This is a genomic window from Enterobacter sp. MG-EB028, assembly GCF_056673305.1.
Genome location: NZ_CP195079.1, coordinates 4,511,070 through 4,525,805 on the forward strand (window position 1 = coordinate 4,511,070; position 14,736 = coordinate 4,525,805).

Genomic DNA, 14,736 nt, shown 5'->3' on the forward strand with positions numbered 1-14,736 from the left:
CTATGTACCGGTTTGTACTGGGAAAAATTTCCACCCTTTGCGCGGACCCGCTGGCGTCAACGCTCGCAGACAGGGCACCTCCGGGTGCACGACATGCCTCCTGGCTGGCAGGCCGGACGCTGCTCGCCAGAACATTATCCCCTCACCCGCTCCCCGACATCATTTACGGCGAGCAGGGGAAACCGGCCTTTGAGAAGGGGAATCCGCTGTGGTTCAACCTGAGCCATAGCGGTGACGATATCGCCTTACTGATGAGCGATGAAGGTGAAGTGGGCTGCGATATCGAAGTGATTCGCCCCCGCAAGAACTGGCAGGCGCTGGCCAACGCCGTTTTCAGCCTGACAGAGCATGACGAGCTGGAGCGTGAAGCGCCTGAGGAACAGCTTTCCGCCTTCTGGCGTATCTGGACGCGAAAAGAAGCGATTGTGAAACAACGTGGCGGCAGCGCCTGGCAGATTGTCAGCATCGACAGCACGGCCCGGTCGCACGCGGTCAGCCAGTTACAGCTCGGTTCTCTGAGCCTTGCCGTCTGTACTGCAACCCCTTACACCCTGACCACCGAGTCGATTATTCACGTCGGGGCAGGAAAATCACCAGTACACCCAGCATAATAAACCCGACGCCCGCCAGCCCGCGCCAGGAGAAGCCTTCTCCCCAGCCGGGCAGCAGGATCGCCGCGCCCCACACCAGGATATAGCTGAGGCTCAGCAAGGCATAGGCTTTGCTGAGCGCCATGCGATGCAGCGCCAGATACCAGCAGCCCATGGAGGCCACGTATCCCGTCAATCCCAGCAGCAGCGCGCCCGTGCCGGGCGAGACGTGCCACAGCGCAGAGATAAACGTCAGAAGATCGCTGACTGGTGGCAGAGCCTGCATGGCATCGCGCAGCAACAGCTGCGCGGCGCTGACTAACAGCACGCTGCATAACGCCCAGAACGCGCCTTTCACAGGCTTCCTCCCAGCACGATAATCCCAATGATGATGAACCCGACTCCCAGCCAGTGATGCACAGCAACATGCTCACGCCAGAAGACCTTCGCCGCCAGCGTTACCCAGACAAAATTGAGGCTCAGCATCGGATAGGCGACGCCGACGGGCAGACGCTGCAGCACCACCAGCCAGACCAGCATACCGCCGCCCAGCGCCAGCATTGCCAGGCCAAGCCACAGCGCGATGTGCGCGCCACGCCGCCCGGCCTTCGCCGGACGGGTGGCCTGTTTCTGGCACAGCTGCCCCGCGCAGCTGAGCAGGCTTGCCAGTACGAGCCAGGTCCAGGTCATCACTTCGGCCGATACTCCAGCAGGGCCAGACGCCCCTGGATATAGAGATTGTCCGGCTGCGGTAAATTCGCCTGTGAAAGATCGTCGCGCTTTGAGAGCAGCATCACCAGCGACACGCGCCCCTGCTGACGATGCGTTGCCAGCCACTGCGCGAAGTCGTCCTCACTGACAAAACGGTCTTTCACATCGGGATAATCCAGCCCGTAGCGCAGCTCGCCGCTCTGACCAAAGAGCGTGATGTCATTGCGCTTCAACTCCCACGCCAGGCCCGCGGCCACGCCCACGTTATTGGCCAGCACGAATCGGCTTTCCTGCAACGGCTCCCGCACGGTATCGACCAGCGACTGGGGCTGTTTGGAGTCCACCACCAGGTTAGGAATGGCAAAACCAATCAGCAGCGCCAGGCCTGCTGGACACAGCGCCGCCAGCCACCAGCGCTGCTGGCTCTGCCGGAACGTAAACCAGCCTACCGCGGCCCAGATGAGGAACGCTACCACCGCACAGAAGACTTTATACAGTTCAACCGACGTCCAGACCGGATGCTTAGCCAGTCCCCACGGCGAAACCACCAGCGCCGCCACCACGCCGATGACGCCAAACGCCAGGTTAATGCCGCCGTTAATGCGTAACGCTCTGGCGCCTTTTTCCGCCGCGAGGCAGGCATAGCGTGCCATCAGGATAGCCAGCGGAGCGAAACAGGGCAGGATATAGGTTGGCAGCTTGCCTTTGGCGATGCTGAAGAACAGCAGCGGCATCACCACCCAACCCAGCAGATAGAACCCTCCGCCCGCGTTTTGTCTGTCATTCCAGCCGAGACGCAGCGCGCCGGGCAGCAGCGCCAGCCACGGCAGGCTGCCGGCGATCAGGAATGGCACGTAGTACCAGAACGGGGCTTTATGCTGTGCGTCGCTCTGGGCAAAACGCTGAATATGCTCAACCCAGAAGAAGTAACGCCAGAAATCAGGCTCACGGTGCGCAATGGCCAGCGCCCACGGCAGAACAATCAGCACGCAGCTGAGGATCGCGAGCCAGCCAAAAATCAGCACCTCTTTCCAGCGCTTCCGGGCGATGACCCACGGAAGCACGCCAATCACCGGAACGGCCAGTGCCAGGAAGCCTTTGGTCATCACCCCCATTCCGCAGGCCAGCCCAAGCAGCACATAGCCACCCGCTTTTCCGGCCACGGTTTGGGCCTGCGACGCCAGCCAGAAGCTGCACATCGCCGCCACCAGCCACAGGGTGATGATAGGATCCAGAACCGCATACGTGCCGATGCCGTACACCAGAAACAGGGTCAGGAAGATAAGGCCGGAGAATATGGCTGTCCGCTTATCCCGCCAGAGCCGCCATGCCATCCAGATAACCAGCAGTGCCGCGAGCCCCGTGGAGAAGATCGACCCGGCGCGTACGGCAAAGTTCGTGTGCCCGAACAGCCATTGCCCGATACTGTTGATCCAGTAGCCGGCAATCGGCTTTTCAAAGTAACGCAGCCCCAGAAAATGCGGGACAACCCAGTCACCCGATGCCAGCATTTCGCGGCTGATTTCCGCATAGCGCGTTTCATCGGGCTGCCACAGCAGACGGATATCGACCGGAATGAGGTAGTAAACGATAAACAGTGCGAGAAGCGCTACGCCATAACGGGCTGTTTTCATGGAACCGGACTCACGATTTGTTGATAGCCAAGCCAGCCTTCCCGGCCAGCCAGTTCACTACGGACCACTTTGCCCACGGGCAGGGTGCTGAGGTCGTCCGGCAGCAGCTCGCTCAACGGGCAGAATTCAATGCCCTCCTGAGCGGCCATCGTCAGCAGCGCATCGAAATCATGCTGATACGCAATCCCTTCCACTTCGGCATGGATGGTATACACCGGCGTACCGGCGTCTCGATGGATGCGGTCCAGAATATAGCGATTAAATTCTTCCGCTTTCACCTCGCGTCCCACCACCTCATCCCACGTAGGAAGCGTGACCGGAATTTGCACGGTACCGTAGCGATTTTCGCCTAACAGCGGCAAAAATGGCCCGGTTCCGCGGCAGTCGCTGTTGTAGCGAAACGCGAAATGCTCTTTGGCTTTGACCACCCGCTGGTCGGCACGCCATCCCGCCACGGCGGAGCAGCGTACGGGCTGGCCAATGATGGCCTCAAGCTCCAGCATTCCACGTTCGACCTCACGGGACAGGCGTGAGATATCCCAGACGCCTGCCCAGGCCTGCCAGGCATGGTGATCCCAGGCATGCAGGCCAATCTCATGATGCTGCGCCGCCTCGCGAATCACCGCTTCATTACCCGCGCCGATGCGTCTGCCGGGCCAGGCGGTGCCGGCCAGCAAAATATCCCAGCCGTAGAGGGATGCCGCGCGCGAGCGCAGCATTTTGAACAGAAATGCCGGTTTAACCAGACGCCATAAGTGGCGTCCCATGTTGTCAGGCCCCACGCTGAAGAAAATGCTGGCACGCACGCCGTGCCTGCTCAGCAATTCCAGCAGTCCGGGCACGCCGTCACGCGTTCCCCTGAAGGTGTCGACATCAATGCGTAAACCGACTTTTTTCATGAGGCCTGTTCCGACAGCTCCACGGTGCGCAGGAAGAAGTCGAGCGTCTCATCAATGGTCTGCTCCATCTTCACCGTCGGCGTCCAGTTCAGGCAGCGCTTCGCGTTGCGGATGCTTGGCTTACGGTGCTCGACGTCCTGGTAGCCCTTACCATAGTAGCTGCTGCTTTCCACTTCGCGGAAACCGGCAAACGGCGGGAAGCGATCGCGCAGCGGGTGGCGCTCAAAGCTGGCCAGCAGCATCTCTGCCAGCTCGCGAATGCTCGCCTCGTTTTCCGGGTTACCGATGTTGATGATCTCTCCGTTGCAGCGGTTATCTTTGTTTTCGATGATGCGGAACAGGGCCTCGATACCGTCGCTGATATCCGTAAAGCAGCGTTTCTGGCTCCCCCCTTCAATCAGCTTGATAGGCGAGCCTTCCACCAGGTTCAGGATCAGCTGGGTGATCGCGCGGGAGCTGCCGATACGCGCCGCGTTCAGGTTATCCAGACGCGGCCCCATCCAGTTGAACGGACGGAATAAGGTAAAGCGCAGGCCCTCTTTCTCGCCGTAGGCCCAAATCACGCGGTCCAGCAGCTGTTTGGAGACAGAGTAGATCCAGCGCTGTTTGTTGATCGGCCCCACCACGAGGCTGGAAGTGTCTTCATCGAAGTTTTTGTCGGTACACATGCCGTACACTTCAGAGGTGGACGGGAAGATGATGCGCTTGTCGTATTTCACGCAGTCGCGGATGATCTTCAGGTTCTCCTCGAAGTCCAGCTCGAACACGCGCAGCGGGTTACGGGTGTACTCGATTGGCGTGGCAATGGCGACCAGCGGCAGCACCACGTCGCATTTTTTAATGTGGTATTCGATCCACTCGGAGTGGATGCTGATATCCCCTTCAACGAAATGGAAGCGCGGGTTGTTGAGGAAACGGCTGATGGCGTCAGAGCCAATATCCAGACCGTAAATCTCGTAGTTATCATCCCTGAGCAGACGTTCGGTCAGGTGGTTACCGATGAACCCGTTCACGCCGAGGATCAGCACGCGGGTGCGGCGCTTGATGGCAACCACCGGCGCGCTGGTGATCAGCGCTCCTGCCACCAGCCCCAGAGACTGCGCCAGCTGCGTGCCCTGAACGTACAGGCCGTTGTCGGTCTGACCGGTGACGATCTCCAGCGCCTGCTCGCCGCAGCTCACCACCAGCGGAGAGACGGAGACGACTGTGCCCGGTTTAGCGGCCGGGATGTCGTCACGCACGCGGGATTTCCAGACGATAAATTTGCTTACGCCCGCAAAGCTGTACGCGCCCGGCCACGGGTCGGTCACGGCGCGCACCAGGTTATGCAGCTGGCGAGCGGGTTTGTTCCAGTCCAGACGACCATCTTCCGGCGTGCGGCGGCCAAAGCAGCTGGCCTTGCTTTCGTCCTGCCCGGTCTCGCTGAAGGTGCCGTTGAGGATGGCTGGCAGCGCGTCACGCAGCAGGCTTTGCGCCGCGGTGCAGAGTTTCTGATGCAGCTCAAGCGCCGTTTCATCCGCGTCGATTGCCACGCGCTGCTGGGCGACGATGGCCCCGGCATCCGCGCGGTGCACCATGCGGTGCAGCGTCACGCCGGTTTCGGTTTCACCGTTGACCAGCACCCAGTTCAGCGGCGCGCGGCCACGGTAGGCGGGCAGCAGAGAGCCGTGAAGGTTAAAGGCCCCTTTGGCGGCTAAACCTAAGATCTCGTCGCAGATCAGGTTGCGATAGTAGAACGAGAAGATGACATCCGGGGCGAGCGCGCGGATGCGATCCACCCACAGCGGGTGGTTGACGTCGTCCGGGGCATAAACCGGAATACCACGCTCGGCGGCGATACGCGCCACGGAGCCGAAGAAGTGGTTCTCTCCCGCCGCGTCCGGATGGGTAAAGATTGCAGCAATGTCATAGCCCGCTTCCAGCAGGGCCAGCGTGCCCGCGCACCCCATATCGTGATAGGCAAATACAACGGCTTTCATGGGTGGGTTTCCTCTTGAGATGCTTTGTGTTCCTGACGGACAACACGTTGAATAAAGTAGCGCGGACGTGCGCGAACATCGTTGTAGATACGGCCAATGTATTCACCGAGCAGGCCCATTCCGACGAACTGGGCACCGATGAACATAAACAGCACGGCAAAGAGCATGAAGACCCCTTCCGCCGCCCACTGCGGGCCAAAGACCAGGCGCAGCACCACCAGCAGGACGGACAGCGTAAACCCGGCCAGGGCGATGATGCTGCCGAACACGCTCAGCAGGCGCAGCGGCGTGGTGGTCAGGCAGGTGACGAGGTCATACATCAGGTTGATGAGACGCATAAAGCTGTACTTCGATTCCCCGTGCTCGCGCTCGGCGTGCAGGACCGGAATTTCCGTTGCCTTGCGGGCAAAGGTGTTGGCGAGGATCGGAATAAAGGTGCTGCGCTCATGGCAGTGAAGCATGGCGTCGACAATATGGCGGCGGTAGGCGCGCAGCATGCAGCCGTAATCGCCCATCGCTTTACCGGTGGTACGCTGAATAAGACGGTTGATGGTTCGCGAGGCCAGCTTACGGAAAAGGCTGTCCTGACGGTTCTGACGCACCGTGCCAACCACGTCATAGCCTTCATCAGCTTTCGCCACCAGGCGCGGGATCTCCTCCGGCGGGTTTTGCAGATCCGCATCCAGAGTGATGATCAGATCGCCCGTCACGTGGCTGAACCCGGCCATAATGGCGGAGTGCTGGCCGTAGTTACGGTTGAGCAGCACGGCAACAATATGGCTGCCTTCGGCCTGGGCGGCTTCGGTCAGCATCAGCGCGGAATCATCACTGCTGCCGTCATCCACCAGCAGAATTTCATAGGCTTTGCCCAGCGTGTCGCAGGCGGCCGTGGTGCGGCGGATCAGCTCGGGCAGGCTCTCCTGCTCGTTATAAACAGGGATGACCACCGAAACTTTTTGTACAGGCGGTGCGCTGAACATATCAATGTCCTGCAAGCTGATGGAGCGCGGTAATGACGCGGGTTGTGTCGTCATGAGTCATGTCCGGGAAAAGAGGGAGAGAACAAATACGCGCGCTGTTCCATTCCGAATTCGGAAGCGATACATCAGGAAAACGCTCGCGATAGTATTTTTGCGTATGCGCCGCTCGGAAGTGGAGGCCGGTGCCGATGCCTTTCTCCTTCAGCGCCGCCATCAGGCCGTCGCGTGAGATCCCGCAGCGCGCTTCATCAACGCGAATAATAAACAGATGCCAGGCGTGTACGTGCGGCCATGACGGAATGGTGAGCGGCTGGAACGGCGTATCGGCAAGTTCGCGCAGGTAGCGTTGCGCGATTTCCTCACGGCGTTTATTGGCCTCTTTCAGCTTGCCCAGCTGTACCAGCGCCAGCGCGGCGTTGATATCCGCCAGGTTGTATTTATACCCCGGCGCGATCACTTCCGCCTGCGGCGCACGGCCGTGCGTCTGGCGGTCATAGGCATCGACGCCCAGACCGTGGAATTTCAGACTGCGGATCCGCTGTGCCAGCCGGGCATTATCCGTGACGACTAAACCGCCTTCCGCGCAGGTCATGTTTTTGATGGCGTGGAAGGAAAAAATCGCCGTGCCTTTCCAGCCCACGTGACGGTTCTTGTAGTACGTTCCGGCGGCATGGGCCGCGTCTTCAATCACCGGAATACCGTGACGCTCGCCGACGGCATGAATGGCGTCGATATCACACGGCGCGCCGGCATAATGCACCGGAATAATCGCTTTGGTACGCGGGGTAACGGCGGCTTCAACCGCTTCCGGCGTGACCATCAATGTCTCTTTGTCCACATCGATCATGACCGGCGTGGCGCCCAGCAACACGATCATATTCAGCGTGGAGACCCAGGTCTGAGAGGGGGTAATGACCTCATCGCCCGGGCCAATATCCAGCGCCATCAGCGTGACGTGCATGCCCGCCGTCGCCGAACAGACGGCAATCGCGTGCTGGTTCCCCGTCTGCTGACAAAATGCCGCTTCAAGTTCCTGATTTTTAGGCCCGGTGGTGATCCAGCCGGAGGTTAAAACCTCCTGCAACGCCGCTAATTCCTCATTACCCATCGACGGGCGGGAAAAAGGCAAAAAATCACTCATCATTAATTTCCTTGCAATAAGAATGGCACGCGCTTGATATTAACCAATTGCCTGTTCGTTTATTTCAACGAACCATAAACTCATATCAAGGTATCGTTCATTTCTTAGGGAAAAATTAAGATGCGTATTCCAGATGTAACAAAAACACCATCATTTCATTTATAAACAGTCACTTATATAATTATGAATTATTTATTTCGTGATCCAATTCAATTTTTACAAAATGTTATTTTAAACCAGACATCAACAAACAAAAAAAATCCCGGCTATTTCTTAAAAAGAAGAAATAGCCGGGAACTTTTCTTTTTAGTTAATTGTCGCGCTTATTTTAAGTTATCGGGAAAGTTTTCCGGTAACTCGCTGGCCGCACAGGCAATCACGCTTTCATCATTGGCACCACAGTCGCGTACAAAGGTGATTGTTGCGAATTCATCAATCACTTCCGTTGGATAGGTCGGGCCAGCGTCGCGATAGCTGTTCATCAGCGGAATGTGATCGTTCTGGAAGCAGACGGTTTTTTCCGGGTTATTCATGACCCAGCGTGGGAAGAAGATGGTGCCGTGGAACAGTCGGTCACCCAGGTTCGCAATCAGGCTGACGTCGGTGCCGGTTGGCTCGGTCCAGGAAATTTTATAGATGCTTTCACCGACGCGAACGATATACACCCGCTGATCTTTCACCCAGCGATTACCCACCAGACCGCTGTGAATACGGTAGTCGATGGTGTTTTCATTTTTGATGTAAATTTCGTAATTCCAGCCGTTATCGTAGGTATATACCAGATGTTTACCAACGAAGCCGCTCAAGTCGTGTTTGTCGAATGTGTTCATAAAATGTCTCCTTCGTTTTGATGAGACGATCTTAAACCTTCAAAAAATGAATGAATAACGCTATGTTTTAATCAAATTCATCCAAAATTTAGATACGTTATGCACAAGACGACGCTGGAACAGTGGGCTTTACTGGAAAAAGTGGTGGACGCGGGCAGCTTTGCCAAAGCCGCGGAAGAAACCCACCGCAGCCAGTCATCGGTAAGCTATAACCTGTCGCTGCTGCAGGAGCGGCTGGGCGTGGCGCTGCTGGCGCCAGAGGGGCGCCGGGCGGTGTTAACCCCGGCCGGAGAACTGCTTCTCAGCCAGGTGAAACCTTTGCTAAAAGCGTTTTCGTACGTCGAGACGCGCGCGGCGACCCTTCGTAACGGGATGCGCACGCGGTTGGATCTGGTGGTGGACTCCATTTTCCCCCGCCGCCGCCTGTTCGCCATTCTGCGCCAGTTCCAGCAACAGTATCCGCAAACTCAGGTCCGCCTCACGGAGGTGCTTGAAAATACCCGCGCCGATGTCATGAACAACGAGGCCGATGTGATGGTCTTAACCCGCCGCCAGGACATTACCGGGCTCGGCGAATGGCTGATGAATATCGACTTTGTCGCCGTCGCGCATCACCAGCATCCCCTCTTTGGCCTCGACGCGCCGCTGAGTGATGAGATGCTGCGCCCGTGGCCGCTTATCCAGATAGCGGACAGCCAGAACGCCGCGCGGGCTGCGGGCGAGTCGTGGACATTCTCGACCGTTGATGCCGCCATAGAGGCGGTCGTCTCTCAGGTCGGCTACGGCTGGCTGCCCGAAGAGCGCGTTCAGCCCCAGCTGGAGCAAGGCGTGCTAAAAATCCTCCCGCTGAGCCACGGCGTTCGTCGGGCCACGCCGCTGCATCTGATCGTGAAACGCACCCTCGCCCCGCTGGATGAGCAGGTCGAGACGCTGCTGCGTCTTTTTAGCCAGGAGCCGTCATCATCACCTGCTACGCTTTAAGGTCCGAACGTTAAAACGATAAGGAGCTGATGATGAAAATCGACTTTGCGGGGAAAGTGGCCCTGGTCACCGCCTCAACCGGTGGGATCGGGTTCGCCATTGCCAGAGGCCTGGCGGAAAGCGGCGCGGAAGTGATCGTTAATGGCCGCAGCACCGACTCGGTGAACAAGGGTATTCAGCAGCTGCAGCAGGTTGTGCCCGGCGTGCAGGTGCGTGCCGCCATTGCCGATCTCAGCACCGCGGAAGGGGTTGAATCCCTGCTGAAGGTCGCGAGCGACGTCGATATTCTGGTGAACAACGCCGGAATTTACGGCCCGCAGGATTTCTATGGCACCGACGATGAAACCTGGGAACGCTACTGGCAGACCAACGTGATGTCCGGCGTACGCCTCTCCCGCGCCCTGCTGCCGGGCATGGTGAAAAAAGGCTGGGGCCGCGTGGTGTTTATCTCCTCCGAGTCGGCCTGCAATATCCCGGCAGACATGATCCACTACGGGGTGACCAAAACGGCCCAGCTCTCGCTGGCGCGCGGGCTGGCAAAGTTCGTGGCGGGAAGCGGCGTGACGGTGAACAGCGTGCTGCCGGGCCCGACGATGTCGGACGGTTTCGCTGAAATGATGAAAGATGAGATCGAGAAAACAGGTAAATCGCTGGAGCAACTGGCGAAAGAGTTTGTGATGGCCAACCGCCCCAGCTCGGTTATCCAGCGCGCCGCCACGGTTGAAGAGGTGGCAAATATGGTGATTTATGTCTGTTCGACGCAGGCCTCCGCCACCTCGGGCGCGGCATTGCGCGTCGACGGTGGCGTTGTTGATGACATTATTTAATATCGTCAGGCCGCGCTGCCCGCGACACGACGGGCGGTAATGTAACGATCCTGCCAGTAGCCATCAGTCAGGGTTGAAACCGTTACGCCCTGGCTGCTGGAGGCATGAATAAACTGGCTGTTACCAATATAAACACCGACGTGCTTGCGGTTCGGGCCCGTCTGGAAGAAGACTAAATCTCCCGCCTTCAGACGGTATTGCTCCACCTGCACACCGCGATGGATCTGCTCGCTCGTCGTGCGCGGTAAGTGAAGATTCGCCGCATCGCTGAACAGATGCTGCATGAGCGCGGAGCAATCCACCCCGCGGTGCGTGGTGCCGCCCCACTGATAGTGGGTACCTTTCCATTTCTGGTATTGATCCAGTATCCGGGAGCGGAGTGGGCCCGTCTCCTGGTGAAGCAGGGCCGACTTCACCGGCGATTCCGCAAAGCCACTCTTCACCGAGATCATGGAGGCGGGCAGCTGAAAACTCAGTGCGGAAAACGAAGCAAAACTTAACGTGAGGATTGAAATAAGCGATCTGAATGTCATATCTGAACAGGAGCTAAGAGTGAATTTTCCTTACCTGTGGGGGCCAACGTTCCCCCTAAATATCTTTCGATGTGGCGATAATATAGACAGCTCATTTTTTCACCAATCATTATTGAGGCCAAAATTGGACTCACTTTCAGATCGCAAGATTGAGAAAAAAAAGGGTGGTGATGTAAGGACTGTTCAGGTAAAGCAGGTAAACTGATCGACAGAATGTGTATTTCAGCTAAGACGTATTTATGACCAATATGATTGCCGACGAGACGGTGGCGAAATCCAGCGTGCTCTCTGTCTTTGACTTCGATGGGACGCTCACGCACCACGACAGCTTTATCCCTTTCCTGCGTTTTGCCTTTGGGAAACGCTACTTTGCGGGTCGCCTGGTGCGCATGGCGCTGCCCACGCTCCACTGCGTGCGCCGCAAGCTGACGCGCGATGAGCTAAAGGAAGTGCTGATCAAAACGTTCCTGACGGGCGTGGACGAACGCTGGCTACGCCAGCAGGCGGAAGCCTTTTGCGAAAAATACTGGAACAAGCTGATGCGCCCCGAAGGGGTTCTGGCTGTGGCGGCTGAGGTGAATTCAGGGGCGGAAGTGACTATCTGTTCCGCGTCTCCGGCGCTGGTGCTCCAGCCGTGGGCGGACAAGCTTGGCATCAAGCTAATTGGCACGCAGCTGGAAGTGAAGGACGGCAAGCTGACGGGGCGCATCACGGGAAATAACTGCCGCTGCGCCCAGAAGGTGGCAAGGCTGGAAAAAGTGTACGGCGATCTGAACGCCTATCATCTGCGCGCCTGGGGAGACACCCGCGGCGACCACGAACTGCTGGCGGCGGCGCAGGATCCGCACTGGCGGCACTTCCACCATCCGCGCAAGCGCCGGAATTCGCCGATTAAGGGTTAGGTGCGGTCTGTTGCCCTCACCGCGGCCCTCTCCACGTGGGCTGAGGGATCCCCACAAAATAATGTTTGCATGGACGACCCCCTCTCCCTTGAGGGAGAGGGCTGGGGTGAGGGGGAACATACGGCTCTGGTGGTCATTCCGTTCACTTTATGTTCCTTGCTACTCTGTGATTTCTGTACCGGTGAACGTGCCAGGGCGGCTCAGTCGCCACCGCCCTGGCGACCCGGGCTCCCGGCGGTAAATCGCCGCTTCGCGGTGCCTTCGGCTTATTCCTTCCGGCTTGTCGGGGACGGGCGGAGGTAACATCCCTGTAAAGCCCGCCCTCTCGGCGCATCCATGCGCCTCGCCCCGGCCTTACGGAAACGCCTCAGCGATTTACAGCCGGACCATAGCATCGCTGAAAGCCTTAACTCGTTCTGAAACAACATTATTGCTTCTGCTTAAAAATTACTGGGGAACCCTCAACCCACAGGGAGAGGGAGAAAAGCGATGTATCAGGCAGTACGTTTCCCCGGGAACATCACGCTCGCAATAATCCCCAGCGCCAGCACACCTAACACCACAAACAGGCTGGCCGTCGCGCCAATGCTGTAACCGTGGTGCCAGAAGTGGTCGGTGGCATTTAACCCCAGCTTGAACGCCACGAAGAACAGCAGCAGCACCACCGCTTTCTCAAGGTGCACCAGATACTGCTTGAGCGCTTCCAGAACAAAGTAGAGCGTACGCAGGCCGAGAATGGCGAACATCATGGCGCTGTAGATAATCAGCGGCTCGCGGCTCACGGCAATAATGGCCGGCACGGAGTCAAACGCGAACATCACGTCAGAGAGTTCCACTACCGCCACGCAAAGCAGCAACGGCGTCGCATAGCGTTTCGCCTTCTTCACGCGACCTACCGTCACGTCCTGGTTTTCCGGCTTCTCCAGCTCCGCATCTACCTCTTTCTGGGTCAGAATAAAGGCGTGGCTGCTGATTTTTGGCCAGACCGGGTAAAAGCGTTTCACCAAGCGATAAGCGAGATGCCCGGAGTAATCCTCCACTTCATCACTCTCTTCATTGCGTTTGAGCATCATCACTGCCGTCCAGCCGACGACCAGCGCGAAAATGACCTCCACGTACGGCCCCAAGCTCAGCAGGCTGGTGCCGATCGCCACGAAAATACCGCGGAAGACTATCGCCCCCAGTACGCCCCAGTAGAGCACGCGGTGACGGTACTTATCCGGCACGCCGAACCAGGCGAAGATCGCCATCATCACGAACAGGTTATCGATAGAGAGCACCTCTTCCAGTGCGTAACCGGTGAGGAACAGGCTCGCCATCTCGGCGCCGTGGTGGATATACAGAAACCCGGCGAAGGCCATCGCCATCGAGAACCAGAAAACGGACCACATGGCCGCACTTTTGAGCGAAACAGGTTTATCGTGACGGTGCATGAAGAGGTCGATAAACATCGCCCCAACGGCCATCACCACAAAGACAACAACGGTTTCAGTCGGGAAACCGAGATGAGCAGAAGCCATGAATCTATCCTTAACATTCATCTGCGCGCTGGCAGAGATAACGTTTGCAACAAAAAGAAGAAAACGCCCGTATCACCGGGCAAGAGAATAATAATAACACTTCTTCGCACCGGCCCGACAATGTAAATGTGATGTTAAAATCGCCAGAGAGAGAAGCAGTAAAAAAACGCATAGCGCGATGTCATCCTGTCCTGCATTACGACGACCCCTCATATGCGTCCTTTTCAGAAAGGCAAATTATTCTTTCGTAGATTATTCTTTCATTATTCTGAGAATTTTATTGTCAGAGCAGAACACAATATTCTGCGAGTAGTAAATAAGCCGTAAAATTCTCACAAAAAAATGCTGATAAAACCCTGATAAGAGAATCATAACTAATTGATTTTAAAGAGACAAAAGACAAATCACAGCGTTATCACTTTATTTTTTTTAATCTCTTGTTAACCTGATTACGCAATATATTCAGACTTCTGGCGATGGAAATTGTTCATACGTACTGGTAAGCAATGCTGAATACCCACGTTAACTTTTCGCATTAACGGAATATCCGCGTTTCGCGGACACAGCAACTCTTTTGAGTTACAAACCTGAAATAATAATGTTCTAACATTTACACACTAAGGAATAGTTTAAAGATGAATAAATCCGTCATTGCCATGGGATTATTATTGGCTGCCGCTGCCAGTCCTTCCAGCCATGCGGCAGATCCTGGTAAGGGTGCAGGGCAAATCAACTTCACGGGCACCATTACCGCGAGCACATGTGATGTCGATATTAATGGTCAGGGAGGTAACCCAACGATTCAAATGGGTACCATCTCGTCTTCGGCGTTTAAAGAAAAAGGTGACGTTGCGGGTATTCACCGCATCCAGATAGATCTGTCCAACTGCGATACCGCCGTTCTTAAAGAAGCCGGAGCACGATTTGGCGGTGCTTATGATTCTAATGATAACAATCTGCTCGCGCTTAAAACCGGTGCCGACGCCGCAACGGGTTTGGGTATTGAATTCCTGAATGAAGATGGAACACCTATGAGACTGGGTGAAAACCCAAATAAGTTTGTTCCTATTACCGGTGATGGCACCACGGGGACAGCCACTCTGCTGTATTCAGCCCGTTATAAATCAACCATTGATACTGTGACCGCCGGTAAAGCAGATGCGGTTGCGGATTACACCATTATCTATAAATAAACTACTCAACTCAGTT

At 56.8% G+C, this 14,736-nt stretch carries 15 protein-coding genes; 5 read left to right on the forward strand and 10 right to left on the reverse strand.

Annotated features, from left to right (window positions below; translation table 11 throughout):
• Nucleotides 1–2 precede the first annotated feature (2 nt).
• Nucleotides 3–611, forward strand: coding sequence for a 4'-phosphopantetheinyl transferase AcpT (gene acpT / locus ACR42C_RS21490; protein WP_479984538.1), 609 nt, complete (start codon nucleotides 3–5; stop codon nucleotides 609–611).
• Here the strand turns inward: acpT and arnF are convergent.
• The 8 genes from arnF to ACR42C_RS21530 all read right to left on the reverse strand — a co-directional run bounded on the left by arnF (nucleotide 568) and on the right by ACR42C_RS21530 (nucleotide 8,764).
• Nucleotides 568–948: a 4-amino-4-deoxy-L-arabinose-phosphoundecaprenol flippase subunit ArnF gene (gene arnF, locus ACR42C_RS21495; RefSeq protein ID WP_116342767.1), complete on the reverse strand. Its 381-nt coding sequence runs from the start codon at nucleotides 946–948 to the stop codon at nucleotides 568–570. The genes acpT and arnF overlap by 44 nt on opposite strands.
• Nucleotides 945–1,280, reverse strand: coding sequence for a 4-amino-4-deoxy-L-arabinose-phosphoundecaprenol flippase subunit ArnE (gene arnE, locus ACR42C_RS21500; RefSeq protein WP_116342769.1), 336 nt, complete (start codon nucleotides 1,278–1,280; stop codon nucleotides 945–947). Before arnE ends, arnF begins: the two co-directional genes overlap by 4 nt.
• Nucleotides 1,280–2,935, reverse strand: coding sequence for a lipid IV(A) 4-amino-4-deoxy-L-arabinosyltransferase (arnT, locus tag ACR42C_RS21505; protein ID WP_479984539.1), 1,656 nt, complete (start codon nucleotides 2,933–2,935; stop codon nucleotides 1,280–1,282). The genes arnE and arnT overlap by 1 nt, the downstream gene beginning before the upstream one ends.
• On the reverse strand, nucleotides 2,932–3,834 hold the full coding sequence (gene arnD, locus ACR42C_RS21510; protein ID WP_116342773.1) for a 4-deoxy-4-formamido-L-arabinose-phosphoundecaprenol deformylase: 903 nt from the start codon (nucleotides 3,832–3,834) through the stop codon (nucleotides 2,932–2,934). Before arnD ends, arnT begins: the two co-directional genes overlap by 4 nt.
• Nucleotides 3,831–5,813 (reverse strand): bifunctional UDP-4-amino-4-deoxy-L-arabinose formyltransferase/UDP-glucuronic acid oxidase ArnA, encoded by a 1,983-nt coding sequence (gene arnA / locus ACR42C_RS21515; protein WP_192983761.1) that lies wholly within the window; start codon nucleotides 5,811–5,813, stop codon nucleotides 3,831–3,833. Before arnA ends, arnD begins: the two co-directional genes overlap by 4 nt.
• On the reverse strand, nucleotides 5,810–6,793 hold the full coding sequence (arnC, locus tag ACR42C_RS21520; RefSeq protein ID WP_116342777.1) for an undecaprenyl-phosphate 4-deoxy-4-formamido-L-arabinose transferase: 984 nt from the start codon (nucleotides 6,791–6,793) through the stop codon (nucleotides 5,810–5,812). The genes arnA and arnC overlap by 4 nt, the downstream gene beginning before the upstream one ends.
• A gap of 1 nt (nucleotide 6,794) precedes the next feature.
• On the reverse strand, nucleotides 6,795–7,934 hold the full coding sequence (gene arnB / locus ACR42C_RS21525) for a UDP-4-amino-4-deoxy-L-arabinose aminotransferase (RefSeq protein WP_479985217.1): 1,140 nt from the start codon (nucleotides 7,932–7,934) through the stop codon (nucleotides 6,795–6,797).
• 323 nt (nucleotides 7,935–8,257) lie between these two features.
• On the reverse strand, nucleotides 8,258–8,764 hold the full coding sequence (locus tag ACR42C_RS21530; RefSeq protein ID WP_061096823.1) for a phenolic acid decarboxylase: 507 nt from the start codon (nucleotides 8,762–8,764) through the stop codon (nucleotides 8,258–8,260).
• Nucleotides 8,765–8,863: 99 nt separating this feature from the next.
• Here ACR42C_RS21530 and ACR42C_RS21535 point away from each other — a divergent pair, with 99 nt between their 5' ends.
• Together ACR42C_RS21535 and ACR42C_RS21540 are read left to right on the forward strand one after the other, a co-directional pair.
• On the forward strand, nucleotides 8,864–9,745 hold the full coding sequence (locus ACR42C_RS21535) for a LysR family transcriptional regulator (RefSeq protein WP_316380227.1): 882 nt from the start codon (nucleotides 8,864–8,866) through the stop codon (nucleotides 9,743–9,745).
• Between the two features lie 32 nt (nucleotides 9,746–9,777).
• On the forward strand, nucleotides 9,778–10,572 hold the full coding sequence (locus ACR42C_RS21540) for an SDR family NAD(P)-dependent oxidoreductase (protein WP_163330665.1): 795 nt from the start codon (nucleotides 9,778–9,780) through the stop codon (nucleotides 10,570–10,572).
• Between the two features lie 5 nt (nucleotides 10,573–10,577).
• Here ACR42C_RS21540 and ACR42C_RS21545 read toward each other — a convergent pair whose 3' ends face one another.
• Nucleotides 10,578–11,105, reverse strand: a complete 528-nt coding sequence (locus tag ACR42C_RS21545; RefSeq protein WP_166712564.1) for an NlpC/P60 family protein — start codon at nucleotides 11,103–11,105, stop codon at nucleotides 10,578–10,580.
• Between the two features lie 239 nt (nucleotides 11,106–11,344).
• Here ACR42C_RS21545 and ACR42C_RS21550 point away from each other — a divergent pair, with 239 nt between their 5' ends.
• Nucleotides 11,345–12,007 carry an HAD family hydrolase gene (locus tag ACR42C_RS21550; protein WP_116342789.1) on the forward strand — a complete coding sequence of 221 codons (663 nt, stop codon included), beginning with the start codon at nucleotides 11,345–11,347 and terminating at the stop codon, nucleotides 12,005–12,007.
• A gap of 494 nt (nucleotides 12,008–12,501) precedes the next feature.
• Here the strand turns inward: ACR42C_RS21550 and ACR42C_RS21555 are convergent, their stop codons facing one another.
• On the reverse strand, nucleotides 12,502–13,527 hold the full coding sequence (locus ACR42C_RS21555) for a TerC/Alx family metal homeostasis membrane protein (RefSeq protein WP_316380225.1): 1,026 nt from the start codon (nucleotides 13,525–13,527) through the stop codon (nucleotides 12,502–12,504).
• A gap of 635 nt (nucleotides 13,528–14,162) precedes the next feature.
• Between ACR42C_RS21555 and ACR42C_RS21560 the strand changes: the two genes are divergently transcribed.
• Entirely contained in the window at nucleotides 14,163–14,720 is a 558-nt protein-coding gene (locus ACR42C_RS21560; protein WP_163330620.1) for a fimbrial protein, read from the forward strand.
• Nucleotides 14,721–14,736: the final 16 nt, after the last annotated feature.

What these genes read in the sequence shown, in the direction of transcription:
- acpT (WP_479984538.1), top strand. Translation starts at nt 3, where the DNA reads ATGTACCGGTTTGTACTGGGAAAAATTTCCACCCTTTGCGCGGACCCG.
- arnE (WP_116342769.1), bottom strand. Translation starts at nt 1,280, where the DNA reads ATGACCTGGACCTGGCTCGTACTGGCAAGCCTGCTCAGCTGCGCGGGG.
- arnT (WP_479984539.1), bottom strand. Translation starts at nt 2,935, where the DNA reads ATGAAAACAGCCCGTTATGGCGTAGCGCTTCTCGCACTGTTTATCGTT.
- arnD (WP_116342773.1), bottom strand. Translation starts at nt 3,834, where the DNA reads ATGAAAAAAGTCGGTTTACGCATTGATGTCGACACCTTCAGGGGAACG.
- arnA (WP_192983761.1), bottom strand. Translation starts at nt 5,813, where the DNA reads ATGAAAGCCGTTGTATTTGCCTATCACGATATGGGGTGCGCGGGCACG.
- arnC (WP_116342777.1), bottom strand. Translation starts at nt 6,793, where the DNA reads ATGTTCAGCGCACCGCCTGTACAAAAAGTTTCGGTGGTCATCCCTGTT.
- arnB (WP_479985217.1), bottom strand. Translation starts at nt 7,934, where the DNA reads ATGAGTGATTTTTTGCCTTTTTCCCGCCCGTCGATGGGTAATGAGGAA.
- ACR42C_RS21530 (WP_061096823.1), bottom strand. Translation starts at nt 8,764, where the DNA reads ATGAACACATTCGACAAACACGACTTGAGCGGCTTCGTTGGTAAACAT.
- ACR42C_RS21535 (WP_316380227.1), top strand. Translation starts at nt 8,864, where the DNA reads ATGCACAAGACGACGCTGGAACAGTGGGCTTTACTGGAAAAAGTGGTG.
- ACR42C_RS21540 (WP_163330665.1), top strand. Translation starts at nt 9,778, where the DNA reads ATGAAAATCGACTTTGCGGGGAAAGTGGCCCTGGTCACCGCCTCAACC.
- ACR42C_RS21545 (WP_166712564.1), bottom strand. Translation starts at nt 11,105, where the DNA reads ATGACATTCAGATCGCTTATTTCAATCCTCACGTTAAGTTTTGCTTCG.
- ACR42C_RS21550 (WP_116342789.1), top strand. Translation starts at nt 11,345, where the DNA reads ATGACCAATATGATTGCCGACGAGACGGTGGCGAAATCCAGCGTGCTC.
- ACR42C_RS21555 (WP_316380225.1), bottom strand. Translation starts at nt 13,527, where the DNA reads ATGGCTTCTGCTCATCTCGGTTTCCCGACTGAAACCGTTGTTGTCTTT.
- ACR42C_RS21560 (WP_163330620.1), top strand. Translation starts at nt 14,163, where the DNA reads ATGAATAAATCCGTCATTGCCATGGGATTATTATTGGCTGCCGCTGCC.